General features: G+C 40.9%; 19 protein-coding genes. 5 read left to right on the top strand and 14 right to left on the bottom strand.

The features are described from left to right. Positions 1 to 17: 17 nt before the first annotated feature. From ABR189_RS10850 to ABR189_RS10795, 12 genes are all read right to left on the bottom strand, one after another. Positions 18 to 1,502, bottom strand: coding sequence for a hypothetical protein (locus tag ABR189_RS10850; RefSeq protein ID WP_354660507.1), 1,485 nt, complete (start codon positions 1,500 to 1,502; stop codon positions 18 to 20). 11 nt (positions 1,503 to 1,513) lie between these two features. Beyond that, positions 1,514 to 2,356: a conjugative transposon protein TraN gene (gene traN / locus ABR189_RS10845; RefSeq protein WP_354660506.1), complete on the bottom strand. Its 843-nt coding sequence runs from the start codon at positions 2,354 to 2,356 to the stop codon at positions 1,514 to 1,516. A 28-nt stretch (positions 2,357 to 2,384) separates the two neighbouring features. Continuing rightward, positions 2,385 to 3,725, bottom strand: a complete 1,341-nt coding sequence (gene traM, locus ABR189_RS10840; protein ID WP_354660505.1) for a conjugative transposon protein TraM — start codon at positions 3,723 to 3,725, stop codon at positions 2,385 to 2,387. Positions 3,726 to 4,239: 514 nt separating this feature from the next. Then, positions 4,240 to 4,857 carry a conjugative transposon protein TraK gene (gene traK, locus ABR189_RS10835; protein ID WP_354660504.1) on the bottom strand — a complete coding sequence of 206 codons (618 nt, stop codon included), beginning with the start codon at positions 4,855 to 4,857 and terminating at the stop codon, positions 4,240 to 4,242. A gap of 10 nt (positions 4,858 to 4,867) precedes the next feature. Beyond that, positions 4,868 to 6,088, bottom strand: coding sequence for a conjugative transposon protein TraJ (traJ, locus tag ABR189_RS10830; RefSeq protein ID WP_354660503.1), 1,221 nt, complete (start codon positions 6,086 to 6,088; stop codon positions 4,868 to 4,870). A 10-nt stretch (positions 6,089 to 6,098) separates the two neighbouring features. Further along, on the bottom strand, positions 6,099 to 6,737 hold the full coding sequence (locus ABR189_RS10825; RefSeq protein WP_354660502.1) for a TerB family tellurite resistance protein: 639 nt from the start codon (positions 6,735 to 6,737) through the stop codon (positions 6,099 to 6,101). A gap of 6 nt (positions 6,738 to 6,743) precedes the next feature. Continuing rightward, a complete protein-coding gene (locus ABR189_RS10820; RefSeq protein WP_354660501.1) occupies positions 6,744 to 7,409 on the bottom strand; it encodes a hypothetical protein in 666 nt (221 codons plus the stop codon). After that, on the bottom strand, positions 7,406 to 7,957 hold the full coding sequence (locus ABR189_RS10815) for a conjugal transfer protein TraI (RefSeq protein WP_354660500.1): 552 nt from the start codon (positions 7,955 to 7,957) through the stop codon (positions 7,406 to 7,408). The genes ABR189_RS10820 and ABR189_RS10815 overlap by 4 nt, the downstream gene beginning before the upstream one ends. 146 nt (positions 7,958 to 8,103) lie before the next feature. Continuing rightward, entirely contained in the window at positions 8,104 to 10,560 is a 2,457-nt protein-coding gene (locus tag ABR189_RS10810; protein WP_354660499.1) for a TraG family conjugative transposon ATPase, read from the bottom strand. After that, positions 10,511 to 10,888 carry a DUF4133 domain-containing protein gene (locus ABR189_RS10805; RefSeq protein WP_354660498.1) on the bottom strand — a complete coding sequence of 126 codons (378 nt, stop codon included), beginning with the start codon at positions 10,886 to 10,888 and terminating at the stop codon, positions 10,511 to 10,513. The genes ABR189_RS10810 and ABR189_RS10805 overlap by 50 nt, the downstream gene beginning before the upstream one ends. Positions 10,889 to 10,919: 31 nt before the next feature. Further along, positions 10,920 to 11,267 (bottom strand): DUF4134 domain-containing protein, encoded by a 348-nt coding sequence (locus ABR189_RS10800; RefSeq protein WP_354660497.1) that lies wholly within the window; start codon positions 11,265 to 11,267, stop codon positions 10,920 to 10,922. A gap of 72 nt (positions 11,268 to 11,339) precedes the next feature. After that, positions 11,340 to 11,795: a hypothetical protein gene (locus ABR189_RS10795; protein ID WP_354660496.1), complete on the bottom strand. Its 456-nt coding sequence runs from the start codon at positions 11,793 to 11,795 to the stop codon at positions 11,340 to 11,342. A gap of 468 nt (positions 11,796 to 12,263) precedes the next feature. Here ABR189_RS10795 and ABR189_RS10790 point away from each other — a divergent pair, with 468 nt between their 5' ends. From ABR189_RS10790 to ABR189_RS10770, 5 genes are all read left to right on the top strand, one after another. Then, positions 12,264 to 12,584, top strand: coding sequence for a hypothetical protein (locus ABR189_RS10790; RefSeq protein WP_354660495.1), 321 nt, complete (start codon positions 12,264 to 12,266; stop codon positions 12,582 to 12,584). A gap of 74 nt (positions 12,585 to 12,658) precedes the next feature. Beyond that, positions 12,659 to 13,822 (top strand): HEPN domain-containing protein, encoded by a 1,164-nt coding sequence (locus ABR189_RS10785; protein ID WP_354660494.1) that lies wholly within the window; start codon positions 12,659 to 12,661, stop codon positions 13,820 to 13,822. After that, positions 13,819 to 14,043, top strand: coding sequence for a SymE family type I addiction module toxin (locus tag ABR189_RS10780; RefSeq protein WP_354660493.1), 225 nt, complete (start codon positions 13,819 to 13,821; stop codon positions 14,041 to 14,043). The genes ABR189_RS10785 and ABR189_RS10780 overlap by 4 nt, the downstream gene beginning before the upstream one ends. Further along, positions 14,040 to 14,288 carry a SymE family type I addiction module toxin gene (locus ABR189_RS10775; RefSeq protein WP_354660492.1) on the top strand — a complete coding sequence of 83 codons (249 nt, stop codon included), beginning with the start codon at positions 14,040 to 14,042 and terminating at the stop codon, positions 14,286 to 14,288. Before ABR189_RS10780 ends, ABR189_RS10775 begins: the two co-directional genes overlap by 4 nt. Positions 14,289 to 14,320: 32 nt before the next feature. Further along, positions 14,321 to 14,677, top strand: a complete 357-nt coding sequence (locus tag ABR189_RS10770) for a hypothetical protein (protein ID WP_354660491.1) — start codon at positions 14,321 to 14,323, stop codon at positions 14,675 to 14,677. 73 nt (positions 14,678 to 14,750) lie between these two features. On the opposite strand, the gene ABR189_RS10765 is transcribed toward ABR189_RS10770, so the two are convergent. Together ABR189_RS10765 and ABR189_RS10760 are read right to left on the bottom strand one after the other, a co-directional pair. Next, positions 14,751 to 15,290: a hypothetical protein gene (locus tag ABR189_RS10765; RefSeq protein ID WP_354660490.1), complete on the bottom strand. Its 540-nt coding sequence runs from the start codon at positions 15,288 to 15,290 to the stop codon at positions 14,751 to 14,753. A gap of 69 nt (positions 15,291 to 15,359) precedes the next feature. Beyond that, on the bottom strand, positions 15,360 to 15,695 hold the full coding sequence (locus ABR189_RS10760; RefSeq protein ID WP_354660489.1) for a hypothetical protein: 336 nt from the start codon (positions 15,693 to 15,695) through the stop codon (positions 15,360 to 15,362). Positions 15,696 to 15,709 lie beyond the last annotated feature (14 nt).

Genomic DNA, 15,709 nt, shown 5'->3' with positions numbered 1-15,709 from the left:
ATTTCACAATAATTAGTTTAGCTTATCGATGGCCCTTTTTGCCGCTCCTGCTTCTGTGAAGAAGCGTTGTTAGCAACTCCCTGCCTATTCGCCTGATCAGTGGATTGGGTGATACCGGCAGCCTTCTTTAATTCTTCAATACTTGATTTTTGCAGGCTGGCAGTATAAACACGTAGCGTGTCATGCTTAGGTAGTGCCTCAATAAAAAAAGACTTTTCGCCAGCCTGCACATGCTGTCTGTTCCCTCTTTCCAGTGAAGCATATAAATCTTCTGCTTTTTCCGGATCTTTCAGGTCGTTGATTGGCAGAGGGCCTGCGACTTTTCTAATATCAAAGCCTTTAACAGTTTCAAGAGGATGATTACCCTGTTTGTCAGTTTCTTTGAAATTAAGATAAGCCCATTCGTTAGTGTCCTTATTCAGAAGAAAGGATCGCTGCTGCATAGCATTGTAGGCGTTTTTTATGGTAATGTTTCCGGCATCCTTTCCAATAACAAAAGTTTGTTTCTGAATTTCCCCAACTTTGGGACGCACCAATAATTCCATTCCATTTCGGAAAACCAGGTCACTACCTTCCCTGGTAGATCGTTTATAAGGAAATGTGACAACAACTAAGTCTTCGCCGAACTGTTTTGTATCATATAATTTAAACTCCGGCTTACCGCTTTTTGTGTTTATTGCCAGGGCATCATCAAGCGAATTCCCTGCACCGATTTTACGAAGATCATTCTTATGATACTCCAATACTTTCTCACTCATTTCGCTGGTAAATTTGTTAGTTAGTAATACGGGAGAAACACTTTCATACCATTCTACTGAAGGAGCGCCATAAATAATCCCTTTTACTGCCATCGGGATTGATTTCAATTCTACCACCTCCTTAACACTGTATTCCTCACCCAGATTCACTGATTTATGCTCTGCTCCCCATTTATTTACAGAAAAGGCAAAATCATTTACGTTCAGTTCACCTTTTCTTGTATCAAACGCCATCCAGACATTTCCATTATTGTACTCCTGCTGCATTAAATCATATATATCCTTATTGATCGACACCTCCGGTCCATCAAAACGGAGTTCATTCGAGTAATATCCTGCCGGATATTTAAGAGCAAAAGGTGCAGAAGGATTATAAACCTGTTCTACAGTCCATTGCTGATCATTCCATCGGTTAGGAGGAAATGCACTGGCTACATAGAAACCAGTATCCCCCATAATCTCTCCGTCATATTCATATTTCATTTTCGTACCCTGATAAGTAGCGTATAGACTAAAGGCTACAAATCCATGTACAGGAATCGGTTCGTCTTTAAGAGCATCAAACAGTCCTTTGTAGCCACTCTGATAATCTTCATGAGAACTGATAGTATATAGCTGGTGCCCTGTTTCATAAACCAAATGTCCCGGATGGGTGTGTTTAACAACCTTATAGGAATCAATAATGTGGTCTGGAATAAATATCACCTTATCGTCACCACCTCGGTGTTCAATGTTATTTACCATAAAACACGATTTTAATTGGTAATAGGAATTGCATTAACCAGATGACGGTTCTTAATTTTCAGCTTTAGGTTCCTTCCACCGTCTTCTTCAGACAGAAAGAGGAAGAGTTGTTTTTTATCTGGTATGGTAAATTTCGGGACAGCAAGTACCAAACCTCCTTTATCCCTGGCTTTTACTACAGTTGAATTTCCGGTAATATAACGGGGCACTACGTCAATCTCCTGACTAGCTGTACGCCGGGCAACCTTTCTATCTCTGACGGAAAGTTTTAACTGATCGATGTAATAATTAATAGAGGATTTATTTTCCAGGAATACCTGAAAATAAAAGAGGTCATTTTTAATATAGACGGAAGTTAATTTTGCTTCAATCTCAAATTTCTTGTCATGTGGCCCACGGCGCTTTGTTTTACTGATCTTTACCAAGTCCGCTGTCCTCTCCACATCAGCAGCGTTCAGGGTATCTCTAGTTAAACGTGCCGGTTCATCATCGGTCCCCTGACTATACTTAGAAAATTGCAGATTCAAAATAGATGGTTTACTGTCATACCCCACCAGGAAAGAATAAAACTTCCCATCCTCCGTAACGATACTCAAATTAGTCTCTGAAAAATTTTCCTTACCAGCTTTCACCTGCAAAATATTTTTTACCCCCTTTGCCTTCTGGACCATTAGATCCCTGCTGCCACGATCAACGCTGCTGATAGCGAACGGGAATATAATATTTGAGGTTTTACTGTACGCGACATATAAACGTGTCGGTTCAATAACCCGATAATCCGCTGTTTGTGCCTGTACAGCACCATTTCCTATTATGCAGAATAAGCCTGCAATTCCAACTGCACATTTCATCATCACTAGGAATTTTTATTGTAAGAAAATATCAATTCTGCCGGTTCTTCAACAATACCTGATAACCGGCCTTTATATTGACCTTAATTAATCGAACTTTTTTGCTGAGTAAGGATTTCGCAGTTTCTATACCTGCGCTGGCGGCCTGAACACCTAAAGACGGGTCCATAGACATGATAGGTATACCTTGTATGGCCTGATCTGCGGAGTTCTTCGTAACATCGCGGGCGATGGCTCCCGGTATATATATACCGGCCATGCCATCAAGATCATAGGCAGACAGTGATATTGGAAGGATGGAGTTATCTATTCTTATTGAATTGATCTCCACCTGCAACCGCTCTCCATTAATAGAGGCAACACCATACACACAACTATTCTTTGGTATTAACCGACCTGCGATATAAACATCACTGGTGATACGCATCTTTACAGTAGATCCGGAAACTAACGTCTGATACTCCGGAATCTCCGCTGAGACAGCATTATCTTCTTCCCCGGATGTTATGTCATCATCAACAGAATAAAATCTGTTTGGCGGCTGATGACCAATAACCAGGGAATCACCAGGATAATGGTTACGTTCAGAAAGAGCGGGTTGCAGGGATGATACAGGAACGATGTCTTCGCTATAACGGTTAACAGGATAGGCAAGTTGCTTATGCTCGGCTGACTGCTTCTTCATTTTATCCTGGATACGAGACGGATACTGTATGTCAAGGATTTTATCCAGCATTCCGTCCAGCTTTGCCATCTCCGGATCGCTCTGAGAACCATCCTGCAATACCTGCATCATTTTTTCCAGCTGCCCGACCTCGGAGGGCACCGCAGGAATAACGGAAGGAGAATCTTTTACGGGCAAAAGGCTCTCTTTATTGAGAGGTTGTATATCCTCCTTACGTTGAAGCTCTTTATTAAGCTGCGCCAGCTTTTGCTGCACCCGTATGACATTTTTATCTGGTTCACTATTGTCTGAATATGGGGATTCAACCACACCATCCTTTAATGAATTATTTACGCTGCCTTCCTTTTTATAGCTATTAAAATCTAAATCATGAACATCGGCTGCATTGCCTCCATTCATCTTGTCATAATAAGGATCTCGTTTGGCTATTTCCCTCCATCGGGCAGAATCACGATCTGCCTTTTCGTAATAGTCAATTTTACCCATACGACTATCATCCTGAAGAATAGGCGCCGGTAATTCATAATTAAAGGCGTCTTTACCTTTCTGCATGGGTGCTGCAACTCCTTTACCGCCTCCTAAAAGGGAAAAGATGACAGTTACAAAGGGAAATATTATAAGAGGTGCAATAACTGCAAATCTTCTTTTTCTTAAATATTCTTCTGATAATGATTGCGTCTTTTCCATAACTCACATTTTTTCGATGACACATTTAGGGCAATCCTATTGTTTTATCAACCAGCAAAAGGCTATCAAAGATGCCAGGATACCGGGCGTAGAGGCTATCAATGGTCCTTTCACCATTTGGCACTGATCTCAGACTATCGAGATAATATCTAAATCGGACTATGCTGCGATAGCTCCTACTATTTTTCAAATCTGCCGGCGTGTATACCGGATCGGCTGATATTATATTGGCTGGCCGGCTTATTGAATACGGCTTAATTTTTAAGCTGTTACCCGGAGAATCTCTGCTAAGTCCGATATATACAAAAGCACAAGTACCAATGCCAAAAAAACAGAGAACAACAACCTTCAAATACCTTTTAGGAAGCCGGTTCAATTTATCTGAAAATAGATTAGTAGATTTCCTGATAGCAGGGAAATATTTCTGGATGAAAGTATCCAGCCACCTATAAAGAATACCTTGCTGACTATTCTCCGTTTCATTCTTGGGCACCTTCCATCTCCACCTCATAGCTCAACGATTTATCACATTAATATCATCATTCCGCAGTATTGACCAGTGCAGGATTAAAAAGCCGTGAGAATTATTATCCGTACTCTTTGCATCCTGGAGATAACCTTCAGTAACAAGGCTTCTGGTGGTGATACTGGTTGGCCTCCGGATCTGAAGTGTTGCGTAGCATTTAAAATAATATGGTTTCTGATTAAAATCCACATTTACGCTATCAACCTCAATGCGCTGGCTTACATTACCTGAAATAACGCTGGTATAAAACCCGCTCTCTTTAAGGCTGCGGTACTTTTCCCTCGCTGATGCGTCAGCCAGGTACATAGACTTCGCAATATTTGATTGAATAATCTTCTCATCCGGGTCAAGGGTAAAAAACAGCCTGTGAAAATCCTTTACATGCGCCCTGGCTTCTACTGGAAGGTAGTTTCTACGGTCATCTGCAAAAGCCTCTATCACTTTATCTCCATAAAGTACATATATCATTCCCTGAACTTTTGCTGCCAGCTGGTAGCTTTTATAGTAACAGAAGCAGGAAATAATAATGTTACTTATAACAACAGCAATAGTAAAACTGCGTATGTATTTAAAGGCAGTATCTATATTTCTCAATTGTTTAAACATGGCACAACATTTACTTACCCGCTAATTCATCATACAAATGGGAACCACCTAATCCTGCAACCCGGCCAATATCTGCCATCACTCCGGAACCGGGATTCTTTCCGCTATATCCCTCATTGAAGTTCTTGGGAGCATTGTATGCGTTAGATATACCCTGACCGAGCCGGGAAGCTGCCATGCCAGCACCACCGGTGGCGGCGGAAGTTGCGATGCCGGTTATTTTCTGCAACATCGGGTTACTACCTGCAACGTGAACAATATATCCAGCGATACTTGGGACGGTAAAGTAACCAACGATGCCTAAGACAAGAAAGATCAGGTAAGCAGTATCATTGGCTCCGAAAGACGTATCTCCATACTTCTTTATCTGTTCAATATCCATCAGCAGCATATTGATCTGAATCTTATTGATGATCGCTCCGAAAATGTTAGCAACAGGCAACCATAAAAAATAATTTATATACCTACCAACCCAACTAATCAATGATTGCTGAAAGCCATCAAACACACTCATACCGAGAACCAGCGGCCCCATTATCGCCAACACGATGAGATAAAATGTTCTAACTGTATTAATACATAGTGACGCCGCCTGAAATAATATCTGTAGCGCTTCAGAAAGAAACTGTTTTACAGAATTACGGATACTGTAAGCGGTTTGTTCCAGGCTAAATTTTATATCATTGCCAAGTCTTTCAAACATGCCTTCATTTGTTCTAGTGGAATCTTTCGGATGATAATATTTATACCATTTATCCTTATCTCCCTGTCCGTTGGTACCGATATACATTTCATAGATATCAGACCGTTTTATCGCATCTTCCTTCTGTTTCAGCAGTACCGCGATAGCCGTATCAGAATTCTTAACTATTCCCGCTGTCGCTACCGCAACCGGCTTCATAATACCGTTCATTACGCCGAGGACCAGGGGCACATATAAGCCAATAGCCACAGCTATAACGAAAGGACGCAGAAGCGGATACAGGTCCACCGGCTCCGCACGGGCAATCTGCCCCCACACTCTGCTGGATATAAACCAAATAGCACCAAAACCAGCAATAGCCTGACCGATCTCAATCATATCGCTACACAGAGGAATCATCTCGTCGTACAGCTTATCCAGCACACCATGTAGACCACCGATACTATCCGCTATTCCCTGAGCATAACAGTATCCGGGAAAAATAATTCCTGCTGCCAGGAACACACAAATCAACCCTGCACTTTTCATACATAATTATTTAGTAACTGATACCATGAAGCAAACGAACCATGCCTACATCATTTCTTTCTTTTGCCCGTTGCAATCCCAGCATCTGCGCACCAGAATTAAACTCTTTGAGAAAAAGTAATTTATCTTCCATATTATAAAAAATACGGTCAATACCCTCCAGCCGTTCATCATCAGACATACGGAGCTTGTTGGCCGTTACTATCATAATCAGTTCATCCAGATTCTTTAAACTTTCATTAGTTATCTGACCGTAGACAGCAGCCATATATTCCAGTTCTTCCACACTGAATAAATTGCTGGTTCTGAAAGCACCAAATGCACTTTTATACTGTTTCAGAATAGCACCCTGATAATTGATGATTTCAGGAACACGCCTGTAACTCCTGATGGCAGGATTTATAGCAAACAACTCATTAAGAAAAGTTTCATGCAGATTAAAATTCCCCTTTGAAAGATCCTTAACGGTATTATATCCTTTGCTCACAATCTTATATCCATCATACATATTCTGTAGAATCTTTTTCAGCTGACTTAGTTTTTGAATATTTAAAGCCAATTGAGCGAGTTCATCTGCCTGTGCGGAAGCATGTGTTGGAAACAACTGCACAGAAAAGAACAACAACATCACAAAACCCCATACTCGCATACAAATCTATTTTAACCCATAAAGTACTTTTTGAACCTCAATATCCTGTATGTCTGATCTGCGCTGCTTTTCCAACAATCCAATCTCATCACAAAAGGAGCCAATAAATGCCTGCCTGTCCAATACTTCAACATATAGATCATCCAGCTTTTTTAATCTCTCATCATCAGACAATTGAAGTTTATCAGGAGTGATTACAAGCAGGAAAACGTTAATTGATTCTTCATTCTCAGTCCTTACATTCTCCAGTACAGCTAAGGCATACTCTACATCACCGGCTGAGAGGAACCCGGATGAATTCACTTTTCTGATTGTGTTCCTGCAGGTAGCTTCTGACCAGGTAAAAGAAGAAAGTAGCGCTTCAGCTTTGGGATACTCTGAAATAAGTGGATTAACCTGCTTCAAAGCCTGGAAAAAAAAGCTATGCAATGAAAAATCTCCGTTCTTAATCTGAGAAATGGTAGTCAGTCCTTTCTGAGCAATATCATATCCTTTCTTTGCATAGCCCATATACTGCTGTAGCAAAACAATCTGCTTCAGCAGGTATTCCCGCTGGGTCTTTTTCTGGCGGAACCATTCGTCAAAAGTCTGTGCATTTAATGCCGGGGAGACTGTAATAAACAATAAAAACAAGAAGCACATTTTCATACCATCACCATTTAATATGATCATTGCAGTCCGTATAACCGCTTCACCATTTCTATCTCACTCGAACCTTTGGACCGCTGCATACTGATACCTATATTATAGGTAGTAAACTGCCTTAATGCTGTATAGTTATCGCTGATCTGAGAGCCGGCATCAGCTATAATCTGTAGGCGCTTCCCGTCAGACATTTTAGTGCTGAAAGAATTAATTACCAGTTGTAGCTGATCAATATTTTTCAAACTCTCGGATAGTATGCCGGAGTAAACTTTATACATATACTCTATTTCCTCCGGTGTAAAATGATTATCCTGCCTGAGTAGCTGAAATGACCGTTGATACTCATTTACAAGCGCCACCTGTAGCTGTACAACGTCTTTTATCTTTTTATAGGTAGCAATGGCATTTTTGACTTTCCACAGTTCGTCAAAGTATCCGGAATACAGCTGCCGTTGCTTCTCTGTCCAACTGCCTATTTCCTCCAGCTTTAATTTGGAAAGCGTATTTTCCAGCGTCTTCTGCACGTTTTGTAGAACAATAGTATTATTCTGAATTCGCTGTACCTGGAGGTCCATTGCACGTATGACCTTTTTTAAAGCAGCCTTCACAACCACCCAAACAATTGCATGGCTTCTTTGTGTGGGTAGAATAACAAGACAGAAACTAAGCACAAGGCAGATCGAAATTCTATGCACACATTTCATACATCACGATTAAACAGTTAATTCAAATCCTGCACTAATGCGGAGATGCCCCGTTGTATATCTCCACCGTATCTCTCAGTGTACGCCATCACTTTTATCTTTTCCGATTCTTCGGTGCTATAAGCGTAGTATTCCTCCGGGGAAGGTTCAAAGCGATATACTTTCATTATCTGCCCGCCCAGGTCAATAAAAACCTCTCTATAACGCCGCCCCGGCTCATTTGCTCTGTTTACAGAAAGTACCATATCTCTTGCCTTGTCAGACAAACCAAGCATCGCCTGGATTTCCTGAAACTTGTTCTGGAATCTCCGGAGGTCCAAGAGGATCTTGCAGTCGGCATTGGAGATAATAGCCTCTTTGACGATACTGGAGCTAATCAGGTCCGACAACTCTTGTGTTACAGTAATAGCTTCCCCATAATGTTTCCTGACAGTCTTATATAAGTACTTCATGAACTCCGCCATACCGCTGCGCATAATGGCTTTCCAGGCTTCCTCTATGGTAATTACCTTATGGACACCTTTCAGTTTCCTCATTTTGGAAATAAACATTTCCATGACCAGCAGCGTAACGGCAGGAAAAATCGGATGGTCCTTAATATTGTCCAGCTCTACGACTACAAACCGCTCTTCCAGCAGGTTCAGGTTCTCCCTTGCGTTCAATAGGTATGAAAATTCACCGCCCCGGAAATATGGTTTCAGTACATACAGGAGGTTGTTGATGTCGAAATCCTTCTGCTGAACACGCTCACGTTCCAATACAGTCACATACTCAGTCTGTAGAAACTCATAGAAACTGTCAAAGCAGGGAAATATAGATTTATCACTATCCAATTTTTCATAGTACAGCTGCAAAGCATTTGACAGCGCCACATATTCTGACTGGTTGAATGTTTCGCTCTCTCGTTTCCATAGCGACAATAACAAGGTTTTGATCGATTCTTTTTTTTCGATGTCCAGGGTATCATGCTCGGATATGAAGAACGGATTAAACTTGATCGGGGATTCCTCTGTATAACTGAAATAATAACCATTTACCAGTTTACACAAGCCGGCATAGCTACCACCAACGTCCAAGATCACTACATGCGCTCCCTGTTCGTAGTAATTCCGAAGCAACGACTGCATGAACATGCTCTTACCGCTACCACTACCACCTATAACAATTTTATTCCTGTTGGCTATCTGCGATAGCTTCATAGGCTCATGGGTAATGTCTACGTGCAGTGGCTTTCCCGTCTGCCTGTCACCCAGCCGGATACCGTAGGGACTGATGCTGCTTTTATAGGCTGTCTCTAAACTCAGGAAGCAACATGCCTGTTCACAGAAGGAATCGAAACAGTCATTTTGTGGGAAATCTCCCTCGTTACCTGGTATCCCCGCCCAATAAAGCTGGGGACCGCCTATGGTTTCCTGCTTGGCAGAGGCGTCAAGCGCGGAAAATGCCGTTGCCACCTGGTTCCTGATATCTTTCAGCTCATTTTTATCCGCAGACCAGGTACATAAATTGAAATGTGCCTTTACCGGCAAACGCTGGTCACTTACAGCTTCCTGCAAAAAAGCATTGACAGCATCCCTTGCAACAGCATTGCTTCGGCTGTATGCAGATAAGGACTGAAGTCGCAGCCGCTTTTTTTCCAGCTGCTGGATCTTCTTTGCCGGATCACCGATAATTATAAACTGATTATACAGGTGATTACAGGATAGCAGTTGACCAAGACTGGCGGCAAAGCCAATACTGTATTTATAGTTGTCACTGGAATATTTATCATAATTGATCCTGCTACCACATAACCCCGGTAGGCTTTCTGCGTCGGACAAGGTATATATCTGCAGATAGTCATCCCCAATCCGGATATCATCCCCAAAAAGAATATCCTTGCTAAAAGGGCTACTTGCGTCAGGCAGAAGGTTACAATACCGTTCTATAATGCCAGCCTTTCTTTGCGTGCTAAGTAGATCTTCATTCTGCAGGCGTTTTAGCTTCATCAGCCCACTGCCTTCAAGAATACTTTTAAACTGACCGGCGCTATCCAAAAAATCACGCAGTACAGTATCATTCTGATGCGCAGCCGGAATAATTGACTTCCGGCACAGATTTGACATCAGCGATGTTGATGGCCTCCTGTCGTTTACCATCTTCGTCAGCATAATAAAACAGGAATGGTCCAGAAAAGGCCGCTCGTTGAAAAACCGGGTGCTGCTGCGGGACAGAAAAGAATCGATGTCCTTTTCACCATCGCCGGAATACTTCTTATTGATATACCAATCCTGCTTATGAAAAACAGTAAATTGTGGTAATACCTTTATTGCCTTGATAAAAGTCTGATGCAGCACTTCATAGTCTGTCGCTGACAGCGTAAATATCTCAGGAAGCTCTAATTCATACGCGACAGTTATATCTGCATTCTTTGATAAAATGCAATCATGTTCTACGGCCATTATTGGCAACATTTCCTCCATCACTCTTTCCATAACTCACATTTAAATTGCCCATAAAAAGATTCCGGCTATAAGCCGCACGTATACAGGTTGGAATCTGCTTTCTTGCCCACTTTTTTGCTAACCCGAATTCACCGTATGTGTTACTTAATTTGTAAACCTTAGCAGTAAGCCCAGTACCACTGCCGCCAGCAATCGCCAGACATATGTAAGTGTTCAGGCCACATACATACATAATGGCAAACAGTATCATTATTGCTAACATGCCAGCTGCCAGATACCAGATATATTGCGCCTTCAACCCGCGGAATTCTATGCTGAGATTAATTCCCTTGTTTACAGAATAGATACTGTTTGCCATAAAAAGGATTTAAGAAAACACCATTGTACACTCAGTTAAGACCAAAAAAGCTCTTCAACACCGTGGCTACAACAACAAGGAAAATGCAGCTACCAAACCAGCTGGCGGCAACCCGTGAGGTATCGGGATCTCCACTCGACCATTTTTGATACACCTTTACAGCCCCGATTAATCCAACGACCGCGCCTACACCGTACATGAGGTCTACGCCGGTATCAAAATATCCCCTCACTTTATCGCTGGCCTCCTTGATGCCAGCTTTTCCATCTGCCTGTCCCTGAGCCATGACAGAGAGATTCACTAATTCCAGTAACAATGTTGTACTGGCAAGCAACACTGTTCTTTTGTGTTGTTCTAAATTCAACCACTTCACTTTCATACACACAGTTTTTAAAATCACACATTGCTGTTGCAGCCGGCATTTATATAATGGAGTACCGGAGGTATCATGCTACCATAATGCTAACACATCATCATCCTGTAGGCTATTTGAACCTAATTCTTTACTCTCACCCAAAATCACGTTGTTGATGGCAACCTGAAACGCTGTTCCCTTAATGGCAGGGTACTCGGAGATTAGCTTTCTGAGAATAATAATAAGACCGGCCTTGCTATATCTTTCTGCTGCTGCAACTTCCATCACCATCTTGATCCTGGCAGACAGTTCAAATGCGAGAGAAAAAAGGTCCACTGATTCATTGGGAAGCCGCGTATCATCTGTGCTTTCAAATAATGACAGCTGGTTAGATTCAGGCTTAGATGATGTAGGCTCATGTTCTGCCGGACGCCGGGTGATAAAATTCTTTATCTCCTTCCGGTAGTAGCGTACCAGCACATAGCAATAATAAATTCCAAGAAGAAGGGCGGCTACAATTAAGTAGCACGCCCATGAGATTGAACTTAACATAGGCTGCTTCCTTTTTATTCCACAAACTCATACCATCACGCAGCCTATGTTAATCAGTACACCACTCTTTCACACATCAACTGCACCAGGTATAATGAACTATCTGGATGCAAATATGTGCCTGATTGAAAGCAAAAAAACCTGACAACACTAGTAGTAGGGTGCCTAACCTGTTATATAACAGGATATATAGATTTAGAAATAATTTATTTTCTGATTCTTTTTAAAGGAAGGAAATGCCCGGCAAACGAAAAGCGTGTAGATATCTGATACACCTCATTTACAGGTATACATGTATAATTGATTTGATTATTTAAATCATTTTGCTAAATTTAGGATCATAATGAAAGAACGACTGTAATAGACAGTATTCCCCTTATATTCTTCCCCCTGACATAACAGCATGACAACTATCAGCGAAAGCTGATGGTACTACGTATGCCCATATATTAAAATCAAAAAAAGGTTATGACTTTAATCGAGCAATTATTTATGCTATTGGAATTATTTATGAAAAAAACTGAAGAAGAAAGACAACAGAAGGCATGGAACATGTTTCATTCATTCTTCATTCTGTTCCCACCTGCAACAATAAAAAATATGATTAATGATTTGGCCGCATTCTCGCAAGACAGAAAGGATATTGCTGAATCAGAAAAACAAAAGCTACTCGCGTTTTGCAAGTATTTAAGCGTCAGCTTAAGCCTTCTGCGCAATGAGGTACATAATCGTAGAGCCATTACTGATATTAGAGCAGAAATATTTTCTGACAACGACCGTTCATTGTAACGTTAGCCACTATTACCTAAGCAACCTTAGTTCTCCCCACAGTTTTTCCATATTATCAATTAAAATCAAATTGTATGTTAAACAGACATGAAAAGCTACCAGGCTGGTTAAACCAGCCTTACAAACTATCTATGACTGAAGTGGAGAACCCTTTTGCAGTAGTAGAAGACTTCTTTGATCATGATTACTTATATGGTCACAGGGATAGTCTTTGGGAAATGATGAAATCAAATGTGACAGGAAACTATTCCAAACGGTTATCTACTAGGGAAAGAGAAAATATGGTCACATCATATGAAATGATAGAAAGACTGATAGAATCATGTTATCTGATAAATGAATTACATAAATCAGGTAAAATTGTTTTTAATAAAACGGCGGAAAACACTGTCCAGTGTGAAGAAGAGTATCCTGATCAACATAATCCTATTATTGAAGGAATCATGGTGGTTGGTGATAAAATTCCGGGTATAGAAAAAGTATATCTAATTAAATACCATTCCCGGATAGACTATACCGCTTCGCTTTTGGTGCTTACGCATGGCAATACCACTAACCATGAGCAGCTGGAACAAAATATAAGGGCACATTTTCAGGAGGATTGGCCTGTGAATATTCTGATAAGGACAGCGACCGAGGTATTCAACCTATGGAAAGAGGGGAATATTTTTTATAACCGGGTATGCTGGAAAGAAAGGCTTATATATGATGCTGGGAATATAGCCCTGCCGGATTCCAAATTGTACTCATTGGATGATATAAAAAATAAGGCAATAGGTCTGTTTGAAAATATTAGCTCCGTTGTTCCTGGATTTCTTCTTGGGGCAAAGAACTACGCAAGTGAAAAGATGAATGCCTTATCCGCTTTCTCCTTGCATCAGGCAGCAGAACATAGTTTGCGGGCACTACTTATATCCATAATGGGATTTTCGCCAAATAAGCACAACCTACGTCCCTTCTTAAAATCCAGCCTATTTCTGACGGAAAAGTTGATTGAAGTATTCAATGAGGAAGATATCAAAGAGGAAGAATTTATTTGCCTGTTAAATAAAGCATACGTGAAAGCCCGCTACGTGAATGAGGACCAATTTATTATTACAGATGAAGATTTGGCGCTACTTCACTCAAAAGTACATGCACTTGTTATAGCGACAGAGAAAGTATTTTATGAGGTGACTAGCCAGACTGGAACTCTATCATCATCACCTTATTTCACCAAAGCAGATTGTGACTTATGAGAACAATATTCAGAAATGCCAAACTTCATTCAAAAGCTGCCCGCAGGCAGGAAAGGACTGTTGATGTACCGTGGCTTAACCTATCCGGTCATTGGCTTGTAAAGGCAGGGTTTAATATTGGTGATGATATCTGCATAATGGTGCAGCATAATTATCTGCGAATTACAAAACCCGGACAGGTATCGAAAAGTGATCATCCCGTTAAATATAAAATCAAATGAAAAATGCAGAAGATATCCGCATGGCTTCTATAGCCGGTCGTAGCTACCGCCGAAAAGCTACTACTGAAAAAACACCGCTACTCACACTTTCCGGGAAATGGCTCACGGAAGCTGGTTTTGTGATGAACGATAAAGTACAGGTAAAAATATTCCCAGGTAAACTGATTATTACCCAATTAATTAAACTACCGGGATATAAAAGGCAAATAAGACGGTACCTGGAGAAGTTAAACGGAACTATTTAATTACTTATTTGATAACTCTACAATAATACATCATGGCAACAAAATCCAAATTGAAATTGATACAGCAATCCACCCATTACCTGAAAGTACGCCAGGACAGGGTGCCTCCATTTATTATGGAAGGCTCATATGTATTTGCTGAAAAAGTAGAAGCAAACGCTATTAGCCTGAAACCAGATATTTTTCTTGTTTCATTCCTAAACGGTGGAAAGAGATTTATAAAAGGTCAACGGAAGAACGGAAATCTTCTATTCTCTGATATCCGTTCTGGCCGGGCTGTACCGTCTTATAAAAATGAAATCAATGGTATCTACCGACTTAAACTTGTTTCAGATACAGAAGTGGATATTCCAGTTCACCTGAAATCGCTCCATGATCAAATATCTTAAGTAACGTGAGTTTTGGTGAAAAACTAAAATAACAGGCACCGTGTATTCCTGCACCCGCCTGCCTTTTATCATGCTATTCTACCAGGAAATCAAGATCCGGTTTATCAACAATGCGCCATCCATCGTCATACAAGGCGAAATATGCTTTCCTGCTTTCCTTTGGTTCAATTTTTAAATTGGAAATGGCAACAAAGGGAGTGACGTTCTTATACACATATGTATATTCAACAATGGCTTTCTTATCGTTCTTCAGCATCTGCATTCCGGTAATCTCTCCAAAATGCTGCTCAGCAAGTTTTACCTTCTGAACCATTATTTTTTTATCTTTCTCCGGCGTTTCCATAAGATACGGTTGGGCCTTATCTGTAAAGAAAATAAAAGGAGTGCCTATTTCAGCTAAGGTCTGCTTCCGCTTTAAAGTAATATACCCTTCCTGTTCCAATTTTGTATCCAATGCTCTGGCGGCATGGTCAGGATCAGCAGTGTAGATATCCCAATCAATGGTAACAGGATATTTTGCCTTAAATAATTCCGCCGCGTGTTCTCTGGTAAGTTTCTTTGAGCCGCATGAAATAAATAGAATTGCCGCTACAATAAAAGAGAGTGTCTTCATATAGTGGTTATTTTGAGTTACTAAATAAACCGATTATCGGTTCTGGTTAACAATACAAATAGGGTTTTTCTATCTTTTTCGCTTCGGTATTTTACCCATTCCTTTAAAAACCTCTTCATCGGAGATCTTTTCACAATGTAGTAAGAACGTACTAAGGGGAATCCCTAACCCTTCAGCGATAAATTCTAAGGTTGTGTATTCCGGGTTACGTCTTCCTAGCTTAATTTCAGTGATAGCATTCTTAGCCACCCCGGAGGATGCCACAAGGTTTCCCTCGCTTTTAACCAGGTTTATATCTTCAATCCCATTCAATTTATTCAACTTTGCCTGCTTCTTATTAGCATCTAACCATTTTGTAAGACCTAAACCCAGTCTGTACGTATAAAACTCTTTAGTTTTTTCCATAGGTGGAAAATGCC

The sequence above is a fragment of the Chitinophaga sp. H8 genome (assembly GCF_040567655.1).
GTDB classification, from domain to species: Bacteria; Bacteroidota; Bacteroidia; order Chitinophagales; family Chitinophagaceae; genus Chitinophaga; species Chitinophaga defluvii.
This window is presented reverse-complemented; position numbering and strand designations above follow the sequence as displayed.

Coding starts and splice junctions, on each gene's coding strand:
- ABR189_RS10800 (WP_354660497.1), bottom strand. CDS start 11,267: ATGAAAGTGAAGTGGTTGAATTTAGAACAACACAAAAGAACAGTGTTG.
- ABR189_RS10795 (WP_354660496.1), bottom strand. CDS start 11,795: ATGTTAAGTTCAATCTCATGGGCGTGCTACTTAATTGTAGCCGCCCTT.
- traJ (WP_354660503.1), bottom strand. CDS start 6,088: ATGAAAAGTGCAGGGTTGATTTGTGTGTTCCTGGCAGCAGGAATTATT.
- ABR189_RS10780 (WP_354660493.1), top strand. CDS start 13,819: ATGAGAACAATATTCAGAAATGCCAAACTTCATTCAAAAGCTGCCCGC.
- ABR189_RS10805 (WP_354660498.1), bottom strand. CDS start 10,888: ATGGCAAACAGTATCTATTCTGTAAACAAGGGAATTAATCTCAGCATA.
- ABR189_RS10775 (WP_354660492.1), top strand. CDS start 14,040: ATGAAAAATGCAGAAGATATCCGCATGGCTTCTATAGCCGGTCGTAGC.
- ABR189_RS10770 (WP_354660491.1), top strand. CDS start 14,321: ATGGCAACAAAATCCAAATTGAAATTGATACAGCAATCCACCCATTAC.
- ABR189_RS10815 (WP_354660500.1), bottom strand. CDS start 7,957: ATGGACCTCCAGGTACAGCGAATTCAGAATAATACTATTGTTCTACAA.
- ABR189_RS10850 (WP_354660507.1), bottom strand. CDS start 1,502: ATGGTAAATAACATTGAACACCGAGGTGGTGACGATAAGGTGATATTT.
- traK (WP_354660504.1), bottom strand. CDS start 4,857: ATGTTTAAACAATTGAGAAATATAGATACTGCCTTTAAATACATACGC.
- ABR189_RS10820 (WP_354660501.1), bottom strand. CDS start 7,409: ATGATCATATTAAATGGTGATGGTATGAAAATGTGCTTCTTGTTTTTA.
- ABR189_RS10760 (WP_354660489.1), bottom strand. CDS start 15,695: ATGGAAAAAACTAAAGAGTTTTATACGTACAGACTGGGTTTAGGTCTT.
- ABR189_RS10825 (WP_354660502.1), bottom strand. CDS start 6,737: ATGCGAGTATGGGGTTTTGTGATGTTGTTGTTCTTTTCTGTGCAGTTG.
- ABR189_RS10790 (WP_354660495.1), top strand. CDS start 12,264: ATGACTTTAATCGAGCAATTATTTATGCTATTGGAATTATTTATGAAA.
- ABR189_RS10765 (WP_354660490.1), bottom strand. CDS start 15,290: ATGAAGACACTCTCTTTTATTGTAGCGGCAATTCTATTTATTTCATGC.
- traM (WP_354660505.1), bottom strand. CDS start 3,725: ATGGAAAAGACGCAATCATTATCAGAAGAATATTTAAGAAAAAGAAGA.
- traN (WP_354660506.1), bottom strand. CDS start 2,356: ATGATGAAATGTGCAGTTGGAATTGCAGGCTTATTCTGCATAATAGGA.
- ABR189_RS10810 (WP_354660499.1), bottom strand. CDS start 10,560: ATGGAAAGAGTGATGGAGGAAATGTTGCCAATAATGGCCGTAGAACAT.
- ABR189_RS10785 (WP_354660494.1), top strand. CDS start 12,659: ATGTTAAACAGACATGAAAAGCTACCAGGCTGGTTAAACCAGCCTTAC.